This is a genomic window from Shewanella sp. SM20, assembly GCF_025654545.1.
Taxonomy (GTDB): domain Bacteria; phylum Pseudomonadota; class Gammaproteobacteria; order Enterobacterales; family Shewanellaceae; genus Shewanella; species Shewanella oncorhynchi.
This window is the reverse complement of record NZ_JAKKRK010000042.1, coordinates 20,345-46,974: the sequence shown is the minus strand read 5'-3', so window position 1 is coordinate 46,974 and position 26,630 is coordinate 20,345. Positions and strand designations below refer to the sequence as shown.

The window sequence follows — 26,630 nt, the reverse complement described above, 5'->3', positions numbered from 1 at the left end:
CCGTTCGTGATTGGTCGCAAGGCGTGGTTGTTCGCCAATACCAAGACGGGAGCACAAGCCAGTGCGGCACTGTACAGCCTGGTCGAGACCTCAAAAATCAACGGACTGGAGCCGTATGATTACCTATGCCGCTTATTAACCGAGCTACCCAAAGCCAACACCCAAGAGAAACTACAGCAACTCCTGCCTTACTGATCACCAGCCACACCGCAAGGTGTGGTTGGCGTTACGCTTACCTCAAAACGGTAGTTTACGGTAAAAACCTAATATCTTAGTTCATGATAAAATAAATATTTAATATGCATACCAAAAAAACTTGATTATTTACGCTTTATGAAACAGTAAAAACAACCTGAAAAGGAGGAGTATGGATGATGTTTATTGATACTTTTAATAAACAAACATCCCTACTATGTAGAATTGGGTGTCTTCCCGCTGGTGTGTTTGCGACTAGATTATTCGTGGTCCAGTTTTTGTAGAACCTTTCCAACGGTACAAGCCGCTTCCCATAATCTCGTCCTCCAAACCGAAGTAAGGAGATTGCTAGATTTCACTTCCAGTCATATGCCTTAGCACATAAACCGATCGCATCTCTAATAGCCTCAGAAGCTAACGACAAAAAACTTGCGGTTTAATGTTAATTTCAGCCCTTAATAATGAATGAATCCACTAACGGGGAAGACTTCTAAATATTAACACCAAAACTTTAAGAATCATAGCCTCTTTGCATCTCTTTTCTTTGAAGCATTTTATTAATATTTATGCTTTTTCTCCAATCCACAAAGAATCGCTGCTTCCTAATTGAATTATACATACGATTAACTTTGTCATCTGCCGGAGTTGAACCATAGACCTTTAATAAGTAATCACTTAAAGAGGATTTATACTGAACTTCATCGATCAATGGAAAAGTCCCCAAGTCCAAAAGTAAATGTATTAATTCCGAAGAGTTTTTAGGTGAATCACAAGCAGAAATTCTATCTTTTAAACTACTATATGCAGCGGTAACAATGTCATTATTTTTACCATCTAGACAACATAAATACATCAAACTAGTAAGATCAAAGTAATCTAATGAATCTACACCGACTCCTTGTTTGCTTGTTTTAAAAAAATCTAGAATAAGGGAGTCATCAACAACACTTTCTCCAAACAGACTTCTCAAAGAAATGAGAGTATTTACGAATTCGATTTTAGGTTTATCGCATTCAATGACAAGTTTAACAAAAAGCTTTACTTCATCTCTAAGCTTCTTTTCAATCTCTAATTGATCAGATTTTAATAACTTACTATTGATGCTTGCTATGACTACAAAAATCTGAGACATAATATGACTAGTTCTTACCCTTGTGCTCATAACATAAATAAAGTTAAGGAAGTCCAAAAGAAATATGATGTAATTTCTGTAGATGACACTATATTTTTCCATATCGGAAACTTTTTCAATTTCTTCTAATAGTTTTGTAGTTCTAGACCTAAATATAGACATAACTAATCCACTAAATGCGTCATAACTTGCATTATTCTTTTTGACTATAGACTTGAATTTAGTAATTAGATTGTTTGATCTCGTGTATGGCTTGTATATGTTTTGTATGGACGGTGTTGACACTTTACCTTTAATGTCTTCAATGTCAGATTTATCTCTTTTTATTGACTTAAAAAAATCAGTTAGTACCTCAGTGACCTCTGTTTTTGCAATGGTTAGGTTTGTAATAAAAGGTCTTATGTCTCTAAAATCTTTAGATTCATTAACGAAAAGTTTATATTCAGACAATACATCGACAAAGGTATTATAAATATCATCAGCAGTTTTCGTGTTACGAGTAAAAACAAAAAAGTCATCTACATATCTTTTAATCTCGTAATCAACTCGGTTTTTATAATCAAGTTCAAGCAGTCTGCTTTCAGCTTCAGTGTCAATTTTTTGAAGAATTATCTCAGCAAATACTCTTGAAAACTCAGGTCCAACGATAATACCATTTGTTTCCCCTTCATTCATATTTCTAATTATTTTATCAAACTGGTCATCAAAGGAGTACGAACCAGCATTAACCTTTGAAAAAGCCTTCCCTTTAATCGCCCAACTAATGCTATGTGTATAAATGCTATTGAAACACTTAGCGATATCAAATCTTAAGAAATTTGTATACTTTTTTTCTACCGCTTGAAATTTTAAAGAGTTGAAGAATTTATAAAGAAGTGTATAACCATCATACGAAAAATATGATGTACCATATTTATCTTCAGAATAGTTTTCGTCAGAAATAGATTGTTGCTGTTCAACATCGTCATCCCTAACTTTCTCACACTTCTTATTTGAAGCTGCTAATCCTTTATTTTCATAGAAGTATGATGCAACTCTAGTAGGCTTTCGAATGCTGAAGTTAGACTTTGAGCACAAATATGTAACTAACTCAGCATTATTATGAATCAAATTACATATAGCAAACTGTGAAGCAGGATGTGCAACACTTATAAGTCTATGCCTATCTTCCCCTTTTTTTATCTTAAAGTTATATGCTTGATAAGTATCTTTAGCTTTACCGATAAAGATATCTTTCAAATAAGTATCCATATCAATATTTTTCTTTAGAAATAAATAAAAACCAAAATTTGAAAAAAATAATGGTGTTTCATATGGCAATGTGTCAGTTAATAGAAATCGATACTTATCATGTTTTTTAATTATAACCTTATCCATTATTCCAACATCCTTTTAATTTATTGACCTGAGGGCCGCTAAACTCAGTTACAAACTTATTTTTGAAGCCTGATACAAATGAGAACTTATTTAGTCTACCTTGGTTTGTTGCAGTCAAAATATGTTTTGTTGACTTCCATGAAAATATGGTTTTACGTAAAAACCTATCCAAATCTTCGTAAGCAGAAATATCTGTCAAATGTATATAGTTGTAATAAACGCCAGACTTCATTCTATCGGTTCGATGCATTTTATCAGAAATAAAATGGTTCCCAGTTAAAAATTTAATTCTATTTTCTAATAGCTTATAATTACCTAATTCCTCATAAAACTTAAAGCTTAGAAATATTCTGTTTTTAATTTTACTAACTTTTGATGGAGACATACCAACCGTAACATCTTCATTCCCTTTATCCTTATTTAAAAGTGTTGGGAATGAAAAATTATAACCTAGATAACTAAAATTAGTTTCAACTTTCTTCTTTTTGCTACAATCACACTTATCAAAACATTTACACTTTGTTGTACTACATCCGCATGATTCGCCGCAATAGCAACGTAATACTTTCAAAGTTCGAGTTTTCTTCCAATTCAAATTAAGACCTTTCGGAAGGTAGTTAATCACATCTGATTTTAATTCAAGCCTGCTGGTAGCCATTATTAAAATGTCATCAACAAATCGAGTATAAAAATATACTCTACTATTAGACCTTATCTTTTTATCAAAATCTCTCATAGCCAATTCAGACAATGTTGAGCTTAATCCAATACCTCTAGGTAAGCCGATGACGCCACTATTATCTACTGCAGATAAAAACTCGTTTAAAATATAACTAGACTCTGCTGATATAATGCTATCATTAAATATTTTATCACAATACAAGCTTGGATTAATTGTCTCGTAAAAATCGCTTATATCTAGCTTGTATATATATTTCGGTGTTGACTCCTTCAGTAGAGATATGATCTGCTTAACAATTGTATGTCTATCACTTTGTTTTACCCTATATATTGATCTTATATTAAAATTTAGCTTTGATAAAACAATATCATCTTCTTTTGTATTAGGTGTATATATAGGTTTTTTTCTAATTTGATGCGAATCTAGTGTTTGAAGCTTAAATGTTCCTAAAGATATCATTTCTGAAACGTCTTTAAGATCAATGGCTTGCCTTTTTTTGGCTATAGACTTAGATGTTCTATTTCTAAGGCCAAATACATCCTGTAAATTCTCTTCCTTAAATGACTGCTTATTCATTATCGACTCTATCAAAAATATGCTATCCCGATAATATATCAATAATGAAAATAGATAAATAATTAAAATTAATTACTTATCTAACAACCTTAGGACAAGTTAAGCCAACTACTTCAGGAAATTATCATACACAAAAGCAAAAATTTTATAATTTCAAGGAAAGATTGGAAAGGCATAACTTCTAGATTGAAAGTAGTCCTGCCTTAGGGTTTGTATAGCTAAAGTTTATTCGTCCTGCTTGATTTTTGAACTTCGAAATTGATTTTGGGGCAAAAGCTGTTTAGGGCAGATTTATGAATAAAGGACTTAGTTAAGATTGGCATTGTTGCAACAGTGACCGTTGGTGGCATGGATGCTACACATGTGATTAGGGATGATTTAAAAGATGTTGCTAGCCGAGCCATGATGAATTTCCTATGAACTTCTTATAAATTATGTCCGCGCTGGCATGGGGGGTATCACCGTAAAAGCGGTATTCCTGTTGCGCTGGACAGGCAAAATAGCCAAAGCATTTTATTTACTGGGTATGAAAGGGCATAATGCGGCGCTTACTATTTGTTTGAGATACAAGGAATAACCATGAAGTACTTGGTTAGCGTAGTTGCATGCTGTTTATTATCGGCCTGTTCTTTTGGGGATGCTGATGTTGAGTTTACGCCTGAAAAAGGGGAAGAGCGCTCTTATCAGCTGTATAGCACCACTAACATCACGGTAGACAATGGTAGTCGTACCGAAACGGTTAACGCCACGTCACATCAATTGCTGCGTTATAAGGTCCTCGAAACAGGCAAAAACAGTCGGTTTCAAGTGCATGTCGATTATATGAACATGCGCGATGGCCAAGGGAGTGGCGTCAGTAGTGGCCAACGGGCCGATCGTAATCCAGAAATGCACGCTATTTTCTCGCAGGGGTTTGAATTTACGTTAAATCTAGACGATGGCAGCGTTAAAGAATTCAGTGCATTGAACAAATCTGTATGGCAGGCGCTGCTGGCTGAACGCGGCGCAGAGCTTGAGCAGGAGCTGAAAAAGCTCTTTAGCTCATCGGCCTTTCTTAGCACCATACCCGCCAAAGCGGGGGCGGTTGTCGCGCTTCCTACCTATCAAGGCCACGCCAATGCCAAGCTTACTGTATTGCAAGTCACTGATACGCATGTGTTAGTTAAAGTTGAAAGTGACGGCGAGCAAGCCAAAATATACGGTCAGCTGATGTTAGAACGTGAGCGGGGTTGGTTAGCGCAGTTAGCCTTAGTGGCAGAAGCGCCGTTTGAGCGCTACGGCTATAAGGGCACAGTGCGCAGCAACGTTATTATGTTGCCGCAGGAGCGCCAGTTGGGCGATCTGACGCAGTATTTAGGTTTTTATGATTTCCCAGTATTTGAGTATCAAAAACAACCTGACGTTGTGTTGGATAACGTCAATAAGACCTTAACCCAAGATGCTGTATTTGCCTATGATGCGGGCTACTTTTACCAGCAAGATGATTTATTAAAGCTGACTTATCAGTATGACTTTTCAGGTTTTAAACCCGAAGGCGGGTTTAGCTTAACCGATATCACAGCACACAGTGCGGATGGCACAGTACTGCCGCTGCAATTGAGCAAGGTAGGCAGTTACAGTTATCCAGAACAGGATGGTTTCCATCAGTCTGAGCAGCAGAATTTGCTTATCGGTTGGAATGCGCCGAATGACCTCTTAGCTCAGGTTGCTGAGTTTCGCGCGACTGCCCATTATCGCGGCGCGAAATTAGTCAAACTTAACCTGACCCCCGATCCCAGCAAAACGGTGGCCTTGCAGTATGAAGATATACAGCTGGAACTCTCGCCGATCGCAGATAAACCATTCAGTTATTTGCTGAAATCGCGAGGCAGCACTGACAAATCTTGGTTATACCGACGCTTTGACGGTGCCGAAGGCGCTATGGTGAAATATCTTTCACCGCCGCCCACTGGACCGGATTGGTTAACCCCGGCAGAGCAAAATATGCTGGCGTTGGCCTCATCGACACAATATGAATCGATCACACAGTTTACCTTTCCCGCAGCGCCGCCGACGCTGACACTCTATGTGAATACTGTGGTTGACAGTGGTGAACTGACTAAGAACATTCGTTTTATTCCGACTCAAGATTACGCGCAAAATGTCGCCTATCCGCCGGCGCAGCAACAGCTGCTTTATAGTGATGATATGTATGCGTCCTATGTTAATCAGCCGCAAGTTACTGCACCTGAAGACCCCGCCTTACTTGAGCCGCAAGTTGTGGCCAAATACGGCGTCAGTTTGCTGTTAACTTCCGAGCAAGCAGCAGTGTGCACGCTCAGTGTTGTCGATGCACCTAAGGTCAACGAGCACACACTGCAATGGACAAACACAAGCACTAACAACACGGGTTTTGGTGGAGGGCTGGATAAGTTTGTGCTGTACCAACTGACTAGCGCCGATAGGATCCGCCGCAATTTTTACGACATCAATGTCAGCAGCACTTTGACCTGTACCGGTACGCCCAAATGGCAAGCGCTAGCGTATCAACCCGAGCAAAGCTGGTTGATTGATATCACTCAGTTGCCGAATGTTGATACCCATCAAACCGTGGCCGACTTTATGCGGCGCTATCGTTTTTTAAATGCGCAAAATTTACAGCTAGCTCCTGCTATTCAAGGTGACAGTAGTGATTTTTATCAGCGTCCGTTGCAGCAAGTATTACGTGAGGAACGCTGGTTTGTACTGGCGGGGCGCGCAGCACAGATAGAGCAGCTGACGATAAGCGGCGAACCGGTCAATAAACAGTGGGTTAATACATTCCCTGCGTTACCTTAAGGAGCAGAATATGAGAGTCTTATTACTATTATCTGCGCTACTTATGTCGTTCAATCTGTCGGCTGAGCGAATTTTACTCGACGAACTATGGCGGCTTAGCGATGTGCCTGGTGAAGCCATTTATTATCAGGAGCAAGCACCAACAGAGAAAGATGGCGTGTGGCCGCTACAACTCTTTTATCTGGAGACGGATAAACCCGTTTTTAAGGGCAGCGTCAACAGTTCCAATTTAGCCGAGAGTTTTATCGTTGGTGATTTTGAGTTTTTCTATCCCGATGGTCAATTGTCTCGCAAGGGCAGTAGCGATGCACAAGGGCGTTATCAAGGCACGCATCTGCATTATTGGGAAGACGGAGCGATCTCGGGAGAGTACCACTACCAGCATGGCCAGTTGAATGGAGATCAGAAAAGTTACCATACTAATGGTCAATTAAGGGAGCTTCAGCATCGTGTGAATGGGGCTGAATTAGGATTATCGCAAAGTTATTTTAACAATGGCCAGTTGCAAACACGCGTAACCTACGGCGCTAACGGTATGGAAGGGCTATATGAAAGCTTTCATAACAATGGTCAGCCGGAGCAAACCGTTAATATGGTGGCGGGAAAAAGAGAAGGCGAGCGACTGTATTGGACAAAAGAAGGCTGGTTATACACTAAAGAGTTTTATCTTAAGGGGAAAATACACGGCGAAGTGTTGATTTACCGAGCTGCCGATGTGCTGCAAGAGATTAAACACTATGAGCATGATAAACAGGTGGGAAACCAGCAGCGTTTTGATGAACAAGGGCGGTTAGCAGAGCTGCAAAAGTATGATAAGGATGGTCGTGAAATTCAACATATTACCTATGATAATGCCGGTAACGTTGCGACCCAAACCGACACGCAATACCTCGCTAACGGTCAGACTAGCACTGAACAGCGCTTCGATTCTGCGGGAAAGTTAACTTATCAATATCAGCAAGATACAGCAAAAGACTGGAGCTTACGTCAGCGTTTTGATGCAGCAGGAGAGCTGATTGAACGTGATGAACAACTCAAGGGGCGATACGATGGCTTGTATATCGGTGCAGGCTGGAACGGTTATATCAGGCGGATAAACTACCGCAAAGGTCAAATGCACGGTGCATATCGAGAAGATAAGGCCGAGGACGGCGGTTTTGTCAGCGGCCAATATCACTTAGGGTTAAAGTCCGGCAAGTGGGTCACAAAAAACGCGGATACGACGCGCAATGAGCAGTTTAACCAACAAGGTGAGCTGAGTGGTGAACAAACAGAAATCGCAGCCGATGGCACGATAATGCGTCGAGAGTTTTATAAAAACGCTAAGTTACATGGCGCGTATTTACTGCGTGGCTTTGATAAACAACTTCAAGCCCAAGGTCAGTATGTTAACGGTCAGCGCGAAGGCCAATGGCTGCTGCAAGATGAAAGCAGCTACAGCATGGTTAAGCTCTGGCATGGCAACTATAAAGCAGGACACGAAGTGGGTCACTGGCAAGCCTTTTCCGCCAATGGCCATTTATTAGGGCAGGCCCAGTATGATGATAAAGGTCAATTGCAAGGCAAAGGCTATAGTTTTAACGAAGATGGCAGCCTGCTGCAAAGTGATGAGTATCTTGATAATCAACTGCACGGCAGGTCGGTGTACTACTTTAATGGTGAACCCTCATCCGAGTATCGCTATCAAAATGGTCAGATGATCAGCGAGTAGCACTTCATCACCTAACCACACAATCAAGCAAAAACCGGCTAATTGGCCGGTTTTTTACTTTTTTGCATCTAGTTTGCTTGCCTTGCTTTATCGTCAGGCATACGCACCGCTTGTCATTAAAGGGCTCACTTCTCAAACCCTCGTTTCGCGTTTACTAACTTGCCAGAACAAACACAATCTCAGCGTTAAACGTCAATACGCCTTCATACTTCTTCGGCTATCACAGGGGGTGTTTTTAAACATGAACAATGCAGATGGGTGTACGAGCTGATTTTCAGCTAAAAGCATTATATTCATTCGTGATGGATAGTTTTACTTTTCAAACTCTTGAAAATAATTATTTATTGTGTAAAGTAGCGACCCTTGCTATTTTGTAACAAAATGATACAGAATTGCTGTTTTATTTGTCCATTTATTGGATATCCCTTTGCGTATGTCGCCCGACACAGCTAGCAGCAGTCTTGTTAGCTGTTTTTTTTTGCCTAAATTTAAATATTGTTTGTTTTTTGCTCTACAAATCCATAGGTTAACACTTAGCCTTTGGATAATTGCGGCTATGCTTATTTCTATAACAAGGTTCCGTGAAAAAGGAGCGTGAGATGAAGCGAGTATTAATTAATTTGACGGGAAAAGTGCAAGGTGTTGGTTGCCGTCATGCGACCTTGACTAAGGCCAGAGCCCTTGGTGTGACAGGATATGTAACCAATTGCCGCGATGGCAGTGTTGAAGTTCTCGCCCAAGGCAGTGACATCGCCGTTAATGCTTTAATTGCTTGGTGCGAAGTAGGTGTGCCCTGCACTGATGGATTAACCGTAACGGTAGGAGAAGACGAGGCTGATGATATCTACCTCGATTTCTCCATCGTTCAGTCTTAATTTAAACGTACCATGTTAACTTAACTGCACCGTGTTAACTTAAGAATTGTGCGGGTTGTGCGTTTGTTCAGTATTGGCCAACAGTCTGTATTGATTCGGCATTCTGATTATTTTGCATTGCACTGGGTTGCGCCATCTTGCGGATTTGGATCACCATGCCCATTTCGGGATGATCTAAATAATGGATTTCTTCACTCTTCACACGGCGGTTTTGCTCCAAAGGCACAGACATTAAAAATGGTGTCATGACTTTGGGCGCCGTGAGTGTTGCGCTGGTATCGGAAGCATCACTGGGTACGGCTGGCATTAACTTTCTGCCTTCTTTGCGCAAGTGCAATGCGGTTTCAATATACAAATAGTGGCTTAAATAGATATTCAGTGTGCCATCTAATTCCCATACTGGTGATACAGCAGGTGCAAGCATTGGCGTGCCATCGGCATTAGTCATAGGCTCTGCTTGAGCTTGCTTAATGATTTTTCTACCATCGAAGTGATAAGTACCTGAGAAATCTTTACCCGCAAATAAGCGTATGGGTACTGAGCCATTCTTACCACGCATAGGTTGTTGCCAAGCCATGTGCAGTAAACTGCGGGTACCACGTTCGCGGGAGATACTATTGATAATGCTCGCGAACTGACTTTGGCTGCGGGTTAACAATACTGGGTTGCCATTGGCTGTAGGATAACTGATCTGTGCGCTGCTGATTTCTGATGGGATCACCGGCGGGTAACGATATTCCACACTCGCAGGCGCGGCAGGCATAGGTTCTGACGTCGAGGTACCGTTTAAGGTTTCAGCGCAGTGGCTATTTGCATCGGCATCAAATACCAGTGTGCAAGGCGCAGATGCGCTGGGTATCGGCGTGATTGCTTGCGCGATAGCGGGGGAGATTAAGTCTATTGCGTTATCGGTTTTCGTCTTGTTTGGCGCATCAGGCCATTGTTCACTTGACTGGCTTTGGCGTTCAAACACATAGACTTCAACCTCGAACCAAGCTTCTGCTTGGACGACTTGACTGTGTGATAGTGCAATGAGTGTAGCGATAGAGACCGCGAGTTTACGTAACACTATTTATCTCCAAGACGATGTTGCGATAATTGTTCTAGCAAGAGTTTCACTAAAGCGAGCCTGTCTTTACTGGTTTCGGCTGCAAGGCTGAACTTTAACTTATTCGGTCCTTCCATTCGATAGATTTGTGGCTGGCTTTGGAGTAATCCAATAATAAACACAGGATCTATGACATGATCATCACTAAATTCGATGCTGCCACCTTTACTGTGCACTTCTATTTTAGTCGCACCTAAGCGAGTCGCCTCATGTTTATAGAGGGTCATTTCCATTAAGTTACGCGTCGGTTCAGGTAATAAGCCAAAACGGTCGATCAATTCGACTTTTAACTCATCCAGCGCCGCCTGTGTTTCGCACCCTGCGATGCGTTTATAGAGCGACAGACGAATATTTACGTCGCTCACATAGGCTTCAGGCAGAAGGGCTGGGATACGCAGTTCAATTTCGCATTGCTGATTGAGCATTTGCGCCAGTGACGGTTCTTTGCCTTGTTTTAAGGCTTTGACTGCCGCTTCGAGCATTTCCATGTACAAGCTAAAACCAATTTTCGAAATATGGCCACTCTGTTCATCGCCCAAGAGTTCACCTGCGCCGCGGATCTCTAAATCTTGGGTCGCCAGCATAAAGCCCGCACCGAGATCTTCAAGAGCATCAATGGCTTCTAAACGTTTGCGCGCATCTGGGGTCATACGTTTGGGATGCGGCGTCATCAAATAGGCATAGGCCTGATGGTGCGAGCGTCCGACGCGGCCGCGTAATTGGTGTAACTGCGCCAGACCAAAGGTGTCGGCGCGCTCAATAATAATGGTGTTGGCACTTGGGACGTCGATACCGGTTTCGATAATAGTGGTACAGACTAACACGTTGAATCTTTGATGGTAAAAGTCTGACATTACCCGTTCTAGATCGCGCTCACGCATTTGACCGTGGGCAACAACGACTCGTGCTTCAGGCAATAAATCGATAATGCCTTGGGCACATTTCTCAATACTTTCAACATTATTGTGCAGGTAATACACTTGGCCGCCACGGAGAATTTCCCGCAGAATAGCCTCGCGCACAGTCGCGGGATCCGATTCCCGTACAAAGGTTTTCACTGCTAAACGTTTGGCGGGCGGGGTGGCGATAATCGATAAATCGCGCATACCCGACATGGCCATGTTTAAGGTGCGCGGAATGGGCGTCGCGGTCAGGGTTAAGATATCCACGTTGGCGCGCAGCGCCTTGATTTTCTCTTTTTGACGCACACCGAATCTGTGTTCTTCGTCGATAATCAACAGGCCTAAGTTTTCAAACTTGGCCTCAGATTGCAGTAACTTGTGGGTACCGATAACAATATCGACTTTGCCTTCTTCCAATTGCTGCAGCACTTGAGTCTGCTCTTTGGCGGTACGAAAGCGTGACATAACTTCAGTGACCACGGGCCAGTCGGCAAATCTGTCTTTAAAGTTTTCATAGTGTTGCTGGGCAAGCAATGTGGTCGGAACTAGCACGACCACTTGTTTGCCAGCGTTGACGGCCACAAAGGCGGCGCGCATGGCGACTTCGGTTTTACCAAAGCCCACATCGCCACAGACTAATCTGTCCATTGCGGTCGGCGATTGCATATCGGCTAACACGGCGATGATGGCACTTTCTTGATCAACGGTTTCTTCGAAGGGGAAGCCGCGGGCGAATTGAGCGTATTCTTCTTCGTCAATTGCGCAGCTTTCGCCGGGACGCGCTTGGCGACGGGCATAGACATCGAGCAGCTCGGCTGCGACGTCGCGGATTTTTTCAATCGCCTTTTTCTTGGCTTTAGCCCACGTCTCGTTGCCGAGTTTATTTAAGTGGGCGTCTTCATCGGCGCCAACACTGTAACGGCTGATGAGATGCAATGAAGACACTGGCACATACAGTTTGTCACCGCCAGCGTATTCTAATTGCAAGTATTCTGCGACCAGTCCACCCGTATCTAGGGTGACTAAGCCCCTATAAAGTGCAACGCCGTGTTCTAAATGCACTATGGGCTGGCCAACTTTGAGTTCGGCCAAGTTTTTAATCAGGGCATCATTACTGATCTGACGCTGTTTTTCACGGCGACGTTGCTGGGAAATACGATGGCCGAAGAGTTCAGTCTCACAAATGATACTGATACTTTCTTTGGCGCTGATTTGCAGTAAACAACCGCGTGACAGCGGCGACACGATAAGGCCTAACTTGGCATCACTTTGAATAAATTCATCAAAATGGTTAAACAGTGCAGGTTTTAACTGAATTTTAGCGAGCAATTCAAGCAGCGCTTCGCGGCGACCCTCGGACTCAGCGCTAAACAACATGCGTTTGGCGCTGCTGGCATAATCTTGCAGCGCTAGCAGTGGTTGCTTTAATTTATGATTGGCGCTGATGTCGGGTAGGGTGCTGGCGGCAATAACAACCGCTTTCGTTGTTTCAGTGCCATCTGTTGGCACTTGCATTTGATAACGTGGCAGCGGTTTAAAGGCGGCAAATAACTCTTCTATGAGTAAATACAGCTCTTTAGGCGCCAGTAATGGCCGCAGCGGATCGACGCGTCTGTCTTGATAGCGATGCTCGACTTCTTGCAGATGGGCGCGCGCCGACTTTTCGATATCGCCTAAGGTGACGAGTTGAGTGTCCTTGGGCAAGTAATCGAATAGGGTGGCGGTGTTATCAAAAAATAGCGGCAGGTAGTTTTCGATCCCCGCCGGCATCAAGTTACGGCTCACTAGCTGATAAACCGATTCCGGCTCTTTGACTATGACCTCGAAACGGCGGCGGTATCTTTGCCTAAACCCTTCGATGGCCAAACTGTCGGTTGGGAATTCCTTCGCGGGCAATAGGCGAATCGAGTCGACAGGTTGCAATGAGCGTTGGGTTTCTGGATCAAAATGGCGAATGGTTTCCACTTCTTCATCGAATAGCTCGATGCGCAGTGGCATATTCATCCCCGTTGGGAAGATATCCAGAATCGAACCGCGAATGGCAAACTCGCCATGTTCATACACTTGCTCCACCGAATGGTAGCCAGTGTCGGTTAAATGCTGGCGTACATCGTGTAACTTGTAGCTATCCCCCTTTTTGAGCACAAACACGTTTGCGCTTAAATAGGCCTTAGGTGGCAGGCGTATCATCAAGGTGGTGACGGGCACGATAACGATATTTTGCTCAATCTGAGACAGCTGCGATAGCGTTTCGAGTCGCTGGGAGATTAAATCCTGATGGGGCGAAAAACTGTCGTAGGGCAAGGTTTCGCGGTCAGGGAACAATCTGACCTTAATGCCTGTTTTACTGAGCAAATAACTCAGCTCTAACTCTAAGCTTAAGGCACTTGGCGTGTCACTGGTGACGACTAAGGTCGTTCCCTTATGTTGACGCGCTAAATTGGCGAGTGTAACGGCTTGGCAAACGCCGCCCACGGTGGACAGAGTCTGAATTTGAGTGCCATTTTTGACGGCTGGCGGCGTTAGGGCTGATATGTGAGTCATTGGCGTGCGATAAACTGATTCATTCACAAAGAGTTGCAGACATTGTAGAGACTTGATGGCGTAGGTGCCAGAGAAAAGTCAGCGGCTATTGACGCTCGTCTCTGGCGAGTTTGCGTAACTTGAGTTGTTTCTGTTGCACATTGAGGCTGGCTTTGACTAATTGCTCCACATCAGATTCAAGAATTTGACTGAATTCAAAGTCGGTTTGCCATTGTAGATGTTCAGGTTGAGTATGTTGCTCTGTACTGTCGTTACGACTCATATCGCCTTCGGCTTGTGCTATTTTTTGTGCTTGAGTGGCGATGACTTTGCCAAAACAGAGAATGGCAACTAATTCGTCGTGAATAAACAGAGTGATTTTATAGTGGGAGCCAATATCTAAGGCTGTTGGGGTGAGTAATCTTAGGCCGCTGCCACCAAACTGATTGCCAATGCATTTTTCGCCCTCTTGGGTTTCTTTCTCTAATACATGCTGCAGCACTAAATCCACTTTGCGAGATTGCAGCTTTAAAAAATCCACGACAACTTTTGCCTCGTTATCTAAATGGCGCAGCTGTAGCAAGCAGTTAGCTTCGAGTGTTTTGACTTCGCTGAGCAATTGAATGCCTAATGATTGCATTGATCTCAGTGCCATTTCTGAGGGTAATGGCTGGGAACTCGGCCATTGGCTTAGGTAGGCGGTAAAGTGGTGAGGCACACTAAAATACGGATTGGTGTCAGTGAACAAGGCTTGCCTCTTTATTTATAGGACCAATACCCCTATTATCGTGCCCATCTTCATGATTTAGCAAGTTCAGCACACAGGACGCAACCCTCTTTCAATGAATCCAGGATTCCCTTTCTATATTGGTTACCGTTATTGGCGGGCCAAAAAAGCGAACGCGTTCGCGTCGTTCATTACCTTATTTGCCGTTTCGGGCATTTTTTTAGGCGTTGCAGCCCTGATCGTTGTCAGTTCAGTGATGAATGGCCTTGAAGGCCAACTTAAGCAACGTATCTTAGGTGCAGTACCGCAATTAACCCTTTATAGCGAAGCGCCGTTAGTCGATTGGACAAAGCAGGCGAGTGCGCTTAAAGCCTTACCGGGTGTGTTAGGCGTTACACCGAGCGTGTCGACGCAGGCCATGGTGCAATCTGCGTCGAATATTCGCGCTGTGCAGGTTTATGGGGTGTTTCCCGAATTAGCGCAAAAGTTATCCTCCGTTGCGCAGCACACTTACTCAGGTGCATTTGAACAGTTGGCGAGTGGCGACTTCAAGGTGATTTTAGGATCTGAGCTCGCACGGCAACTCAAAGTCGCTCCCGGTGATACGGTACGATTATTGAGTGGCGATGGTGTGGTGTACTCCCCATTAGGCCCAGTGCCGAGTCAACGTAAGTTCTTGGTATCTGGCATTTTTGAAATGGGCTCTCAGGTTGATGCCGGCGTTGCATATATCCATTATCAAGATGCAAAGCGTCTAATGCGTCAACCGAGTGAGGCTATTGATCAGCTTAGACTCTATTTAGCTGATCCCTTCAGCGCGCCCGCTTTAGCGTCTAAAGTGCAGGATGTTCTCGCAAAACAAGATATTAAGGTAACAACCAGCGATTGGCGCGATACCTATGGTCACTTGTTTGGTGCGGTAAAAATGGAAAAGAACATGATGTCACTGATGCTGAGCCTGATTGTGGCCGTGGCCGCATTCAATATTGTTTCGGCGCTGGTGATGATGGTGGTCGATAAAACCACGGATGTGGCAGTGCTAAAAACCCAAGGCGTAACCACGCCCGCCGTGATGGGCATTTTTGTGGTGCAGGGTTCGCTCAATGCAGTACTCGGTTTAGTGCTTGGGCTCGCGGTAGGTATACTTATCACTTTGAATCTGAATGGCATTATGGCGACCTTAGGCATTTCGATTTTAGGTGCGGGACAGAGTTTGCCAGTAAAACTGGAGTTGATACAGTTGTCAGTGATCGTGATAGGCACGCTATTGGTCACCTTGTTGGCGACCTTATATCCCGCGCTGCGTGCGGCCAGAGTGCAACCTGCAACTGCGTTGAGATACGAGTAAGCTTGTGAGCTTTTACGAATAGTCGTCACCCATGGGCATTCATTCGTGAGTGATGGCTTGCCAAGATGGAAATAATTTAATGCATTGATTTAATGAAATAAATTGATGCCAAAGCATGTTTAAGAGAGAACTTCAATGCAAGACGTGTTACTGCAAGTGCAGAGTGTCAGTAAGAGTTACCATGATGGCGCCGTGACCACGCAAGTGTTGTCTAATGTCGATTTGCAGGTGTTTAAGGGCGAGCAGTTGGCGATTGTCGGCAGCTCAGGCTCAGGTAAGAGTACGCTGCTGCATATTATGGGGACTTTGGATGAGCCAACCGCGGGCAAAGTCTTGTTGCTAGGCGAAGATTTATACCAAGTGTCTAGTGCGCGCCAAGCGCAGATCCGCAATCAAGATCTCGGCTTTATCTATCAATTCCATCATTTATTGCCTGAATTCACTGCGCTAGAAAACGTCGCTATGCCGGCATTTATTCAAGGTAAAGATCGTAAAAAAGCGCTCTTCGATGCCAAAGTCTTATTGGAGCGGGTAGGGCTAGGCCATCGCATGACCCACATTCCCGCCGAACTATCGGGCGGCGAGCGTCAGCGTGTCGCTATTGCAAGGGCGTTGATTAATAAACCTAAGTTAGTGCTGGCCGATGAACCTACGGGTAATTTAGATGCTAACAGTGGCGATGCGGTTTATGAGTTGATCCGCGAGCTGGCCGATCAGTTAGGTACGGCGTTTGTTGTGGTGACTCATGATCATAAATTGGCTGCCCGTATGGACCGCCAACTGATGATGAAAAACGGTTACTTGCAATTAGCGGCGGAAACCCAAGTATGAAAGGACCGTTAGCCCTATCGATTGGTTGGCGTTTTTATCGCGCCCGCCAATCCAACAGTTTTATTAGTTTTATTTCCTTTGCATCGACTGCCGGTATCGCTTTAGGTGTGGCGGTATTGATCATAGTTCTGTCTGCAATGAATGGTTTTGAGCGCGAGCTAGAGCAAAGATTACTGGGTGTAGTGCCGCAGGCGGACATTGTCGGGGTGGACGAACCTATCGTCAATTGGCAGAGTGTTGCGCAAGGTGCGCTACAAATTGAAGGTATTCGTGGTGCAGCCCCCTTTATTCGCATGCAAGGTTTAGTGCAGAAGCCTGGTGGTTTTCAAGGCTTAGCCGTGGTGGGTATTGATCCGAAAGAAGAAACGAAGGTTTCAACTTTGTCACAGTTTATGAGTGATGCAAGCTGGCAGAGTCTGAGCCAAGATGAGAATCATATCGTCCTTGGCGAGAGTTTATTGGCTAAGTTGGGGCTTGAGGTGGGTGATACGCTGGCCTTATATGTGCAGGATATCGATCCAGACGCGGCAGGCAGTTTACGTGCTGCGAAGAGCCATCGTTTTGTGGTGTCAGGCACCTATCATCTGGGCGGCGAGCTTGAACTGACAACCGCTTATATTCCATTGCAATACGCGGCGCAGATCTTGAACATGAATAACGGTGTAACGGGTGTGCGTATTAGCGTCGATAAAGTGTTTGATGCACCAGTAAAAGTGCGCGAACTCGGTTATGCGCAAAAGCAGTCTGTGTATATCAGTGACTGGACTCGTACTCAAGGGCATTTATATCAAGATATTCAGTTAGTTCGCACTGTGATGTATTTAGTTTTAGTGCTCGTGATTGGTGTGGCCTGCTTTAACATTGTCTCCACCTTAGTCATGGCGGTGCGGGATAAAGCGTCCGAAATTGCGATTTTGATGACCATGGGCCTGAGTCGTTTGGCTGTGATGGGGATTTTCATGGTGCAGGGCGCGTTAAATGGTCTGCTTGGCTGTGGTCTTGGCGGCATTATTGGCATTAGTGTGGCGCTGAATTTAAGTGCGATTGCGAGCTCAGTTGAGCAATTACTCGGTATTCAACTGCTCTCGGCCGATGTTTACTTTGTCGATTTTTTACCGTCTGAATTGCATGTTTCGGATGCGGTACTGGTGATTGTGATGGCGTTTGTGATGAGTTTAATCGCGACTTTGTATCCCGCTTGGAAGGCGAGCCAAATTGCACCAGCACAAGCGTTAGCGGGTAGATAACTGGATAAGTGGCTGTTCGTCATGTTAGCCGATTTGGGCTGAAATAAGTGTAGATGTTTTCAGGACACTCCTTTCTTCCCAATGACTATTGCTTAATTACTATACTATTTCTAAATACGATATTGTGGTGACTGAGGACTTGATGACTCGAGTACTTAAGGCTTTAGAATGAAAACCATATAAACAAAAAGGCCAGTAGGTGCTCTTAAAGAGATTACCACTGGCCTTTTTTGTATCTGTTTTATGCGTTTATTTAAAGCTAAGTGTTAATCTTGATTAACGCTTTAAGCCTTCGTTCAATAATGGACGCATGATCTTCACTAATTCTGTGGTCACCTTAGGCGAGCCAGCAACTATGTTGCCCGAAACCAAATAGTTATGGTTGCCAGTAAAATCAGTCACAGTACCGCCCGCTTCGCGGCAAATCAGATCGCCAGCAGCGATATCCCATGGCTTTAAGCCGATTTCAAAGAAACCGTCCAAACGACCCGCGGCAACATAGGCTAAATCTAATGCGGCAGAACCTGCGCGACGTAAGTCAGCACATTGGCCGAAGACTTCGCCGAAAATAGCCATGTAAGTTTCAGTGTGTTGACGCGCCTTGAATGGGAAGCCAGTACCAATCATAGTAGGTGCTAATTCATTCACGTTGGTAACACGCAGGCGGAAATCATTGAGTTTGGCGCCTTTACCACGGACGGCGGTAAAGAGTTCTTCACGGACAGGATCGTAAACAACGGCAACTTCAGTCTTGCCTTTGTATTGCAGAGCGATAGAAACCGCGAAGTGGGGAATGCCTCTAACAAAGTTGTTAGTGCCATCCAGAGGGTCGACTATCCAAACATAGTCTTTATTCTCACCGCGGTTTTCGCCTTTCTCTTCACCCACGATAGTGTGATCAGGGTAAGATTTACGAATTTGGTAAGTAATTGTCGCTTCTGCTTCCTTGTCTACACTGGTAACAAAATCGTTGATACCTTTTGAACTGACTTCGATACGGTCAAGTTCAGTATAGGCGCGCATAATAGTTTGGCCGGCCGCGCGGGCAGCGCGTACAGCAATCGTCAGCATCGGATGCATTGCAATCCCCTGGATGTTAAAGAACGTTAAAATAGCGGACGGTATTATACTCGATTTGATAGTTATATCAAATACCGATTTTCATATAAGCATTCGGCAATGGCTGTGATAATATTCGTCCCCAACGTTTTATGAATTAAATTAAGTTGTTTCATGCTAAGTAATATTCGAGTGGTTTTAGTGGGGACTTCGCACCCCGGCAATATTGGTTCTACTGCCAGAGCGATGAAGACTATGGGTCTGTCTACTCTGTATCTTGCAGAACCCCGGGTTGAGCCCGATGGTCATTCCATAGCATTAGCCGCGGGTGCATCGGATATTCTGAAACATCTTGTGAAAGTGGATTCACTTGCTGAAGCGATTGCCGATTGCAGTCTAGTGATTGCAACCAGCGCGCGCAGTCGCACTTTAGATTGGCCCATGTTAGAGCCAAGACAAGCTGGGGTGAAATTAGCGACCGAGGCACTTAAAGGCCCTGTTGCGATTGTGTTTGGCCGTGAAAACCATGGTTTAAGCAATGAAGAGCTGCAACAGTGCACTTATCATGTGGCTATCCCTGCAAATCCAGAGTACAGCTCGCTTAATCTGGCGCAAGCCGTACAAATCATTTGTTATGAAACCCGCGTTGCCCATCTCGCGCAAAAAGACGTTGCCGAAGAAGAGCTGACTGAGTATCCCTTGGCTGCCGATCAGGAACGTTTTTTCGCACACCTTGAAACGACACTGTTATCAACTGGATTTATCATCAAGAACCATCCTGGACAAGTGATGATGAAACTTCGCCGCTTGTTTAGTCGTGCACGGATTGAGAGTCAGGAAATGAATATCCTCAGGGGTATTTTGACGTCAATTGAGAAAGTGGCGGGTTCTAAAGAAAAATAGCCAAACCTTAATAATTAACACTAATCGCGAAGGATAAACAATGGGCGTGATAGCTAGGCTAAAAGAAGATATTGAATCTATATATCACCGTGATCCTGCGGCGCGTAGCGCGTTTGAGATCTTGGTTAACTATCCAGGCATGCATGCCATTTGGTTGCATCGGATAAGCCATAAGCTATGGAAGCGCGATTGGCGCTTAACGGCACGTTGTTTATCGACGTTTTCCCGTTGGTTGACAGGGGTTGAAATCCATCCTGGGGCAACCATAGGTCATCGATTTTTTATCGACCACGGTATGGGCGTTGTGATAGGTGAAACGGCTGAGATTGGTGATGATTGCACCCTTTATCACGGTGTCACGCTTGGTGGAACCACCTGGCAGGCGGGGAAACGTCACCCGACGTTAGCCAATAACGTAGTGGTGGGCGCAGGGGCAAAAATCCTCGGTCCTATTACCATGCACGATGGTGCGCGTGTGGGCTCTAATTCTGTTGTGGTGAAAGATGTGCCCAAAGATACCACGGTTGTGGGGATTCCTGGGCGCGTGGTAGCAACACCGTCACCGCAATCGAAAGAGAAAACTGAACGCCGCAGCGCGATGGCAAAAAAATATGGCTTCGATGCGTATGCGGTATCACCGGATAATCCCGATCCGGTGGCCAATGCAATAGGGCAGATGCTCGATCACATGCATTTGATGGACTCGAAAGTTCAAGAGTTGTGTCAAGCCATTCAAGGGCTGGGTGGCAATGTCTGCACTGAAAAGCTGCCAGAGCTTGATATGGGTGAGTTTAATGATGCAGAAAAAGCGGCGGCGGAAAAACGCCATAGTGCATTAGATGAGTTTGATCCGAGTATCTAAGTTTTAACGAAATGGTTTAACTTAGCGGTCTAACTTACTTAAGGGCTAACCCTCACAAGGGTCTCGTTTAGCGTGTTACTTTAGCTCATCCTGTTGTAAAGGCGCATATTGTGATCAAACCTGAGTTTGATCGCACCATAGTACCGAGATCACTTTTATCCTGCGTTTATATCGTGCTAGATGTCGATTAATTGGCGCTTTAGCATTGAATCTTAGCCTAGAAAAAGGTTAAATACCCCACCAAGATGAAAGGGTATTGGTTATGTGCACACTCATATACTTGAGTGTTTTAGTAGGTTTTAATACTTGACTGAATTACTCGGGTATGTTGAAATAATGCATACCTGTTCGGGAGCTATGGTAGTTATGAAACTTACATCAAAAGGTCGTTATGCAGTAACCGCTATGCTAGATGTGGCAATCCACTCAGCATCGGGACCAGTTCCCTTAGCGGATATCTCTGAAAGACAAGGGATTTCGCTTTCCTATCTGGAACAACTCTTCGCTAAGCTAAGAAAACACGGTTTAGTTGCCAGTGTACGTGGACCGGGCGGTGGTTATCGCTTAGGCCTAGAAGCTAATGATATTTCAGTCGGCATGGTTGTCCATGCTGTAGACGAGTCTGTCGATGCGACTCGTTGCCAAGGACTTGGCAACTGTCAGAGTGGAACTCGCTGCTTAACCCATTCACTTTGGGGCGATTTAAGCAAACAAATTTCCGATTTTTTAGATGGTATCAGTCTTGCCGGCTTGATGCAGAAGCGAGATGTGCAATTTATCTCACTTAAGCAAGACACTATGCAAAAGGAACAAAGAGTCAGTTTATAGCGGCACTTTGTTATATATAAAAATAATTTTTGTACGTTGTATGTAGCCTCTACCAGAGACTGCTCAGTACGGAGTGTGTTATGAAGCTTCCTATCTATTTAGATTATGCCGCCACCACGCCTGTTGATCCTAGAGTCGCGGAAAAGATGTTCCAATGCATGACAATGGACGGCATCTTTGGTAATCCGGCCTCACGTTCACACCGCTACGGCTGGCAAGCCGAAGAAGCGGTGGATATTGCTCGCAACCAAGTTGCCGAGTTAATTAACGCCGATCACCGCGAAATTGTGTTTACCTCTGGCGCGACGGAATCGAACAACTTAGCGATAAAAGGTGTTGCTCATTTCTATCACAAGAAAGGTAAGCACATCATCACCAGTAAGACTGAACATAAAGCGGTTCTCGATACTTGTCGCCAATTAGAGCGTGAAGGTTTCGAAGTGACTTATTTAGAGCCTGCGGCTAACGGCATCATTCCGATGGAACGTTTAGAAGCAGCGATGCGTGACGACACTATCCTTGTCAGCATCATGCACGTGAACAACGAAATCGGTGTTATCCACGATATCGATGCAATCGGTGAGCTATGCCGTTCAAAGGGCATTATTTTCCACATGGATGCGGCGCAAAGTGCAGGCAAAGTGCCTATCGATGTGCAAGCCACTAAAGTGGATTTGATCTCGATTTCTGGTCACAAAATGTATGGCCCTAAAGGTATCGGCGCACTATATGTTCGTCGTAAGCCACGCATTCGCCTAGAAGCGCAAATGCACGGTGGTGGTCATGAGCGTGGCATGCGTAGCGGTACGTTACCAACGCATCAAATCGTAGGTTTAGGTGAAGCGGCTGCAATCGCAAAAGCGGAAATGGCCTCTGATGATGCCCGTATCGGTGCATTACGTGACAAATTATGGAATGGCATCAAGCACATTGAAGAAACCTATATCAATGGTGATGCGATTGACCGTGTTAGCGGTAGCCTCAACGTCAGCTTCAACTATGTTGAAGGTGAGTCGTTAATGATGGCACTGAAAGATTTAGCGGTTTCATCGGGTTCGGCTTGTACTTCAGCCAGCCTAGAGCCTAGTTACGTATTACGTGCACTTGGCTTAAATGATGAAATGGCACATAGCTCGATTCGTTTCTCAATCGGCCGTTTCACAACCGAAGAAGAAATCGATCACGCTATCGAAGTTATTACTCAATCTATTGATAAATTAAGAGAAATGTCTCCTTTGTGGGAAATGTTTAAAGATGGGATCGACCTGAACCAAGTTCAGTGGGCACATCATTAATTCTGACCTTTACAATAGATAATTTTGGAGCAGTACCATGGCTTACAGTGAAAAAGTGATAGATCATTATGAGAATCCACGTAACGTTGGTTCTTTTGATAAAAACGATCCTTCGGTCGTGACCGGTATGGTAGGCGCACCTGCTTGCGGTGACGTGATGAAACTTCAGTTGAAAATTGGTGCTGATGGCATCATTCAAGACGCTAAGTTCAAAACCTACGGTTGTGGTAGCGCGATTGCGTCTAGCTCACTGGTAACTGAGTGGGTTAAAGGCAAGACTATCGAACAAGCTGCGGCGATCAAAAACACGGATATCGCTGAAGAATTGGCATTGCCACCAGTGAAGATCCACTGTTCAATTTTGGCTGAAGATGCCATTAAAGCTGCTATCGACGAGTACAAATCGAAACAAGCTAAGTAACATCTGGAGTTAAGATGGCGATTACAATGACCCCAGCGGCAGCCGATCGTGTCAGATCTTTCTTAGTCAACCGAGGCAAAGGTGTAGGCCTGCGTCTCGGCTTAAGAACATCAGGCTGTTCTGGTATGGCTTATGTACTTGAGTTCGTTGATTCTTTAAATGATGATGATGAAGTGTTTGATATCGAAGATGTGAAAATCATCATAGATGCCAAGAGCCTTATCTATCTTCAAGGGATCGAGCTGGATTTTGTTAAAGAAGGGCTGAATGAAGGCTTCCAATTTAATAATCCTAACGCAAAAGGTGAGTGTGGTTGTGGTGAGAGTTTCACTGTTTAACCGCTAAAGTTGACGCATGAATTATTTCGAGCTGTTTAAATTTTCCCCTGCCTTCGATATTGATACCGCCTTACTTGCAGAACGCTATCGTGAACTGCAACGGGCGGTTCATCCCGATAAATTTGCCAATGATACTGATCAGCAAAAATTGCTGTCGGTGCAGCGCACGGCGCAAGTCAATGATGGTTTTCAAACCTTAAAAGATCCCATTCGCCGCGCTGAGCATATGTTGTCGCTGCGTGGAATTGAATTAAGCCATGAAACCACGACAGTGAAAGATACCGGCTTCTTGATGCAGCAAATGGAATGGCGCGAGGCGTTAGAAGATATACGCGATAGTGCCGATCCTCAAGCGAGTATTGACGAGCTATATCAATCGTTTGCAGAGTACCGCGCGCAACTCACTCAGCAACTGACTCAACTGTTAACCAGTGATCAGGCTGAAGATGCATTGTTAGCGGCGGATCAAGTTCGCAAACTCAAATTTATGGCAAAATTACACGACGAGTTGACCAGAGTCGAAGACGCTCTGTTAGATTGATTTTCCGTGTTTATGTTACTTTGCTGACTCAAGTACGCTTGAGTTGGCATTACTAAGTTGGATATATATGGCCCTTTTGCAGATAGCTGAGCCCGGTCAAAGTGCCGCGCCGCACCAACATAGACTTGCCGTTGGCATCGATTTAGGTACGACCAATTCTTTGGTGGCGGCCGTTCGAAGTGGAGAGACGGCAACCCTGCCGGACGAACTTGGACAGCATTCATTACCTTCTATCGTGCGTTATACCCAAGATTCAGTCGAAGTCGGCGCACTTGCGGCGTTGAGTTCGGCGCAGGATCCGCAAAACACGATCGTTTCGGTAAAGCGTTTTATGGGCCGCAGCCTAGCGGATATTCAAGCTGGCGAGCAATCATTACCCTACGAGTTTGCCGAAAGCGAAAACGGTTTACCTTTATTTGTGACTCCCCAAGGCCAAGTGAATCCCGTGCAAGTATCTGCGGAGATTTTACGTCCGCTGATCGCCCGCGCTGAAAAAACCTTAGGCGGCGAACTGCAAGGCGTGGTGATCACTGTGCCTGCGTATTTCGACGATGCTCAGCGCCAAGGCACAAAAGATGCCGCAGCTTTGCTGGGTGTTAAAGTGCTACGTCTGTTGAATGAACCGACGGCTGCTGCGATTGCCTATGGCTTAGATTCTAAGCAAGAGGGCGTGATTGCTATCTATGATTTAGGCGGCGGTACCTTCGATATTTCTATTTTGCGCTTGAATCGTGGTGTATTTGAAGTGTTAGCCACTGGTGGTGATTCAGCGCTTGGCGGCGATGATTTCGATCATTTACTGCAAGCACATATGCAGCAAGTGTGGCAGCTTAGCGACATCGACTCACAATTAAGTCGTCAGTTGCTGATTGAATCGCGTCGAGTTAAAGAAGCCTTAACTGATGCAGCAGAAACTGAAGCGAAAGTGATCCTTGCCGATGGTACTGAACTGACGCAAATCGTTACTAAAGCTGAATTTGATGCCATGATTGCGGCATTGGTGAAAAAGACGATTGCCAGCTGTCGCCGTACCCTGCGTGATGCGGGCGTGACGACGGATGAAGTGCTTGAAACTGTGATGGTTGGCGGTTCAACGCGCGTGCCATTAGTGCGTGAACAGGTCGAAGCTTTCTTCGGTAAACCACCCCTGACATCTATCGATCCCGATCGTGTTGTCGCCATTGGTGCGGCCATTCAAGCCGACATTTTAGTGGGCAACAAACCTGAATCGGATTTGTTATTGCTCGATGTGATCCCTTTGTCATTAGGCATAGAGACCATGGGCGGCTTAGTTGAAAAAGTGGTATCGCGTAATACCACGATTCCTGTTGCACGGGCGCAGGAATTTACCACCTTTAAAGATGGTCAAACGGCCATGGCATTCCATGTGGTGCAGGGTGAGCGTGAGCTCGTTGCCGATTGCCGCTCACTGGCGCGTTTTACCTTAAAGGGTATTCCGCCGTTAGCCGCTGGTGCTGCGCACATTCGGGTGACTTTTCAAGTGGATGCCGATGGTTTACTTAGCGTGACGGCGATGGAGAAATCCACCGGCGTGCAGTCTAGTATTCAAGTTAAGCCGTCTTTTGGTTTATCGGATACTGAAATTGCCACTATGCTGAAAGATTCGATGAAGTATGCCAAAGACGATATCGGTCGTCGTATGCTGGCCGAGCAGCAAGTGGAGGCGGCGAGGGTACTCGAGTCTTTACATGCAGCGTTAGCGAAGGATGGCGATTTGCTGAATGCCGATGAGCGTGCTCAGATCGATGCTACTATGGCCAATGTGGCGCAAGTTGCCGCGGGCGATGATGCCGATGCGATTAAACTCGCGATTGAAAAACTGGATGAGCAAACCCAAGATTTTGCTGCCAGACGTATGGACAATTCTATTCGAGTGGCATTTAAAGGCCAGTCGATCGACAACATATAGGTGATGTAATGCCCCAATTAGTCTTTCTTCCCCATGCCGAGTTGTGCCCTGATGGCGCTGTGCTTGAGGCGAATGTTGGTGAGACCATTCTCGATGTTGCGCTGCGTAATGGCATCAATATCGAGCATGCCTGTGAAAAGTCCTGTGCTTGCACGACGTGTCACTGTATCGTGCGTGAAGGCTTTAATGATCTTGAGCCAAGTGATGAGCTAGAAGATGACATGTTAGACAAAGCATGGGGACTCGAGCCCGAAAGCCGTCTATCTTGTCAGGCTAAAGTGGTCGACACTGACATGGTGATTGAGATCCCTAAATACACGGTTAACATGGTTAGCGAAGGCAATTAATATTGCTTCGATAATGATTAAAACCAGTCCACGTGACTGGTTTTTTGCTTTTGGC

Annotated in this window: 22 protein-coding genes; 16 read left to right on the top strand and 6 right to left on the bottom strand. The window is 44.9% G+C overall.

Going from position 1 to position 26,630, the window contains the following annotated elements; translation table 11 throughout:
- Positions 1 to 195, top strand: a 195-nt coding sequence (locus L5M18_RS16685; RefSeq protein ID WP_263197837.1) for a transposase domain-containing protein, incomplete at its 5' end; no start/stop codon positions are given.
- A 511-nt stretch (positions 196 to 706) separates the two neighbouring features.
- On the opposite strand, the gene drt3b is transcribed toward L5M18_RS16685, so the two are convergent.
- Positions 707 to 2,704, bottom strand: coding sequence for an antiviral reverse transcriptase Drt3b (gene drt3b, locus L5M18_RS16680; protein ID WP_263197836.1), 1,998 nt, complete (start codon positions 2,702 to 2,704; stop codon positions 707 to 709).
- Positions 2,697 to 3,962 carry an antiviral reverse transcriptase Drt3a gene (drt3a, locus tag L5M18_RS16675; protein ID WP_263197834.1) on the bottom strand — a complete coding sequence of 422 codons (1,266 nt, stop codon included), beginning with the start codon at positions 3,960 to 3,962 and terminating at the stop codon, positions 2,697 to 2,699. Before drt3a ends, drt3b begins: the two co-directional genes overlap by 8 nt.
- A 579-nt stretch (positions 3,963 to 4,541) precedes the next feature.
- Here drt3a and L5M18_RS16670 point away from each other — a divergent pair.
- The 3 genes from L5M18_RS16670 (at position 4,542) to L5M18_RS16660 (ending at position 9,365) form a co-directional block, all read left to right on the top strand.
- Positions 4,542 to 6,779, top strand: coding sequence for a hypothetical protein (locus L5M18_RS16670; RefSeq protein ID WP_263197831.1), 2,238 nt, complete (start codon positions 4,542 to 4,544; stop codon positions 6,777 to 6,779).
- A gap of 10 nt (positions 6,780 to 6,789) precedes the next feature.
- Positions 6,790 to 8,490, top strand: a complete 1,701-nt coding sequence (locus L5M18_RS16665; RefSeq protein WP_263197830.1) for a toxin-antitoxin system YwqK family antitoxin — start codon at positions 6,790 to 6,792, stop codon at positions 8,488 to 8,490.
- Positions 8,491 to 9,089: 599 nt separating this feature from the next.
- Positions 9,090 to 9,365 (top strand): acylphosphatase, encoded by a 276-nt coding sequence (locus tag L5M18_RS16660; RefSeq protein WP_263197828.1) that lies wholly within the window; start codon positions 9,090 to 9,092, stop codon positions 9,363 to 9,365.
- A 67-nt stretch (positions 9,366 to 9,432) separates the two neighbouring features.
- Here L5M18_RS16660 and L5M18_RS16655 read toward each other — a convergent pair whose 3' ends face one another.
- From L5M18_RS16655 to L5M18_RS16645, 3 genes are all read right to left on the bottom strand, one after another.
- On the bottom strand, positions 9,433 to 10,434 hold the full coding sequence (locus tag L5M18_RS16655; RefSeq protein ID WP_263197825.1) for a peptidoglycan binding protein CsiV: 1,002 nt from the start codon (positions 10,432 to 10,434) through the stop codon (positions 9,433 to 9,435).
- Positions 10,434 to 13,919 carry a transcription-repair coupling factor gene (mfd, locus tag L5M18_RS16650; protein ID WP_263197838.1) on the bottom strand — a complete coding sequence of 1,162 codons (3,486 nt, stop codon included), beginning with the start codon at positions 13,917 to 13,919 and terminating at the stop codon, positions 10,434 to 10,436. The genes L5M18_RS16655 and mfd overlap by 1 nt, the downstream gene beginning before the upstream one ends.
- Positions 13,920 to 14,004: 85 nt before the next feature.
- On the bottom strand, positions 14,005 to 14,646 hold the full coding sequence (locus tag L5M18_RS16645) for a hypothetical protein (RefSeq protein ID WP_263197824.1): 642 nt from the start codon (positions 14,644 to 14,646) through the stop codon (positions 14,005 to 14,007).
- 94 nt (positions 14,647 to 14,740) lie between these two features.
- Between L5M18_RS16645 and L5M18_RS16640 the strand changes: the two genes are divergently transcribed.
- From L5M18_RS16640 to lolE, 3 genes are all read left to right on the top strand, one after another.
- Positions 14,741 to 15,973 carry a lipoprotein-releasing ABC transporter permease subunit gene (locus tag L5M18_RS16640; RefSeq protein ID WP_263197823.1) on the top strand — a complete coding sequence of 411 codons (1,233 nt, stop codon included), beginning with the start codon at positions 14,741 to 14,743 and terminating at the stop codon, positions 15,971 to 15,973.
- A 135-nt stretch (positions 15,974 to 16,108) separates the two neighbouring features.
- Positions 16,109 to 16,804, top strand: coding sequence for a lipoprotein-releasing ABC transporter ATP-binding protein LolD (gene lolD / locus L5M18_RS16635; protein WP_263148108.1), 696 nt, complete (start codon positions 16,109 to 16,111; stop codon positions 16,802 to 16,804).
- Complete coding sequence (gene lolE / locus L5M18_RS16630) at positions 16,801 to 18,051, top strand: lipoprotein-releasing ABC transporter permease subunit LolE (protein WP_212601067.1); 1,251 nt, start codon at positions 16,801 to 16,803, stop codon at positions 18,049 to 18,051. Before lolD ends, lolE begins: the two co-directional genes overlap by 4 nt.
- 276 nt (positions 18,052 to 18,327) lie before the next feature.
- On the opposite strand, the gene suhB is transcribed toward lolE, so the two are convergent.
- Entirely contained in the window at positions 18,328 to 19,131 is an 804-nt protein-coding gene (gene suhB, locus L5M18_RS16625) for an inositol-1-monophosphatase (RefSeq protein WP_028759815.1), read from the bottom strand.
- A 153-nt stretch (positions 19,132 to 19,284) separates the two neighbouring features.
- Between suhB and trmJ the strand changes: the two genes are divergently transcribed.
- The 9 genes from trmJ to fdx all read left to right on the top strand — a co-directional run bounded on the left by trmJ (position 19,285) and on the right by fdx (position 26,575).
- Positions 19,285 to 20,013 carry a tRNA (cytosine(32)/uridine(32)-2'-O)-methyltransferase TrmJ gene (gene trmJ, locus L5M18_RS16620; protein WP_028759816.1) on the top strand — a complete coding sequence of 243 codons (729 nt, stop codon included), beginning with the start codon at positions 19,285 to 19,287 and terminating at the stop codon, positions 20,011 to 20,013.
- Positions 20,014 to 20,053: 40 nt separating this feature from the next.
- Positions 20,054 to 20,875, top strand: coding sequence for a serine O-acetyltransferase (gene cysE, locus L5M18_RS16615; RefSeq protein WP_028759817.1), 822 nt, complete (start codon positions 20,054 to 20,056; stop codon positions 20,873 to 20,875).
- A gap of 366 nt (positions 20,876 to 21,241) precedes the next feature.
- Entirely contained in the window at positions 21,242 to 21,703 is a 462-nt protein-coding gene (gene iscR / locus L5M18_RS16610; protein ID WP_006081858.1) for a Fe-S cluster assembly transcriptional regulator IscR, read from the top strand.
- An 80-nt stretch (positions 21,704 to 21,783) separates the two neighbouring features.
- A complete protein-coding gene (locus L5M18_RS16605) occupies positions 21,784 to 22,998 on the top strand; it encodes an IscS subfamily cysteine desulfurase (protein WP_028759818.1) in 1,215 nt (404 codons plus the stop codon).
- Between the two features lie 37 nt (positions 22,999 to 23,035).
- Positions 23,036 to 23,419: a Fe-S cluster assembly scaffold IscU gene (iscU, locus tag L5M18_RS16600; protein WP_006081856.1), complete on the top strand. Its 384-nt coding sequence runs from the start codon at positions 23,036 to 23,038 to the stop codon at positions 23,417 to 23,419.
- Between the two features lie 14 nt (positions 23,420 to 23,433).
- Positions 23,434 to 23,757 carry an iron-sulfur cluster assembly protein IscA gene (gene iscA / locus L5M18_RS16595; protein ID WP_006081855.1) on the top strand — a complete coding sequence of 108 codons (324 nt, stop codon included), beginning with the start codon at positions 23,434 to 23,436 and terminating at the stop codon, positions 23,755 to 23,757.
- A 16-nt stretch (positions 23,758 to 23,773) separates the two neighbouring features.
- Entirely contained in the window at positions 23,774 to 24,298 is a 525-nt protein-coding gene (gene hscB, locus L5M18_RS16590; RefSeq protein ID WP_263197821.1) for a co-chaperone HscB, read from the top strand.
- A 67-nt stretch (positions 24,299 to 24,365) separates the two neighbouring features.
- A complete protein-coding gene (gene hscA, locus L5M18_RS16585) occupies positions 24,366 to 26,228 on the top strand; it encodes a Fe-S protein assembly chaperone HscA (RefSeq protein WP_198572276.1) in 1,863 nt (620 codons plus the stop codon).
- A gap of 8 nt (positions 26,229 to 26,236) precedes the next feature.
- Positions 26,237 to 26,575 (top strand): ISC system 2Fe-2S type ferredoxin, encoded by a 339-nt coding sequence (fdx, locus tag L5M18_RS16580; protein ID WP_006081852.1) that lies wholly within the window; start codon positions 26,237 to 26,239, stop codon positions 26,573 to 26,575.
- Positions 26,576 to 26,630: the final 55 nt, after the last annotated feature.

Bases quoted from the DNA above. Each gene is read 5' to 3' on its own strand.
- L5M18_RS16640 (WP_263197823.1), top strand. From the start codon at position 14,741: ATGAATCCAGGATTCCCTTTCTATATTGGTTACCGTTATTGGCGGGCC.
- hscA (WP_198572276.1), top strand. From the start codon at position 24,366: ATGGCCCTTTTGCAGATAGCTGAGCCCGGTCAAAGTGCCGCGCCGCAC.
- L5M18_RS16670 (WP_263197831.1), top strand. From the start codon at position 4,542: ATGAAGTACTTGGTTAGCGTAGTTGCATGCTGTTTATTATCGGCCTGT.
- L5M18_RS16665 (WP_263197830.1), top strand. From the start codon at position 6,790: ATGAGAGTCTTATTACTATTATCTGCGCTACTTATGTCGTTCAATCTG.
- trmJ (WP_028759816.1), top strand. From the start codon at position 19,285: ATGCTAAGTAATATTCGAGTGGTTTTAGTGGGGACTTCGCACCCCGGC.
- fdx (WP_006081852.1), top strand. From the start codon at position 26,237: ATGCCCCAATTAGTCTTTCTTCCCCATGCCGAGTTGTGCCCTGATGGC.
- mfd (WP_263197838.1), bottom strand. From the start codon at position 13,919: ATGACTCACATATCAGCCCTAACGCCGCCAGCCGTCAAAAATGGCACT.
- lolE (WP_212601067.1), top strand. From the start codon at position 16,801: ATGAAAGGACCGTTAGCCCTATCGATTGGTTGGCGTTTTTATCGCGCC.
- iscU (WP_006081856.1), top strand. From the start codon at position 23,036: ATGGCTTACAGTGAAAAAGTGATAGATCATTATGAGAATCCACGTAAC.
- drt3b (WP_263197836.1), bottom strand. From the start codon at position 2,704: ATGGATAAGGTTATAATTAAAAAACATGATAAGTATCGATTTCTATTA.
- lolD (WP_263148108.1), top strand. From the start codon at position 16,109: ATGCAAGACGTGTTACTGCAAGTGCAGAGTGTCAGTAAGAGTTACCAT.
- L5M18_RS16660 (WP_263197828.1), top strand. From the start codon at position 9,090: ATGAAGCGAGTATTAATTAATTTGACGGGAAAAGTGCAAGGTGTTGGT.
- suhB (WP_028759815.1), bottom strand. From the start codon at position 19,131: ATGCATCCGATGCTGACGATTGCTGTACGCGCTGCCCGCGCGGCCGGC.
- L5M18_RS16605 (WP_028759818.1), top strand. From the start codon at position 21,784: ATGAAGCTTCCTATCTATTTAGATTATGCCGCCACCACGCCTGTTGAT.
- iscA (WP_006081855.1), top strand. From the start codon at position 23,434: ATGGCGATTACAATGACCCCAGCGGCAGCCGATCGTGTCAGATCTTTC.
- iscR (WP_006081858.1), top strand. From the start codon at position 21,242: ATGAAACTTACATCAAAAGGTCGTTATGCAGTAACCGCTATGCTAGAT.
- drt3a (WP_263197834.1), bottom strand. From the start codon at position 3,962: ATGAATAAGCAGTCATTTAAGGAAGAGAATTTACAGGATGTATTTGGC.
- cysE (WP_028759817.1), top strand. From the start codon at position 20,054: ATGGGCGTGATAGCTAGGCTAAAAGAAGATATTGAATCTATATATCAC.
- hscB (WP_263197821.1), top strand. From the start codon at position 23,774: ATGAATTATTTCGAGCTGTTTAAATTTTCCCCTGCCTTCGATATTGAT.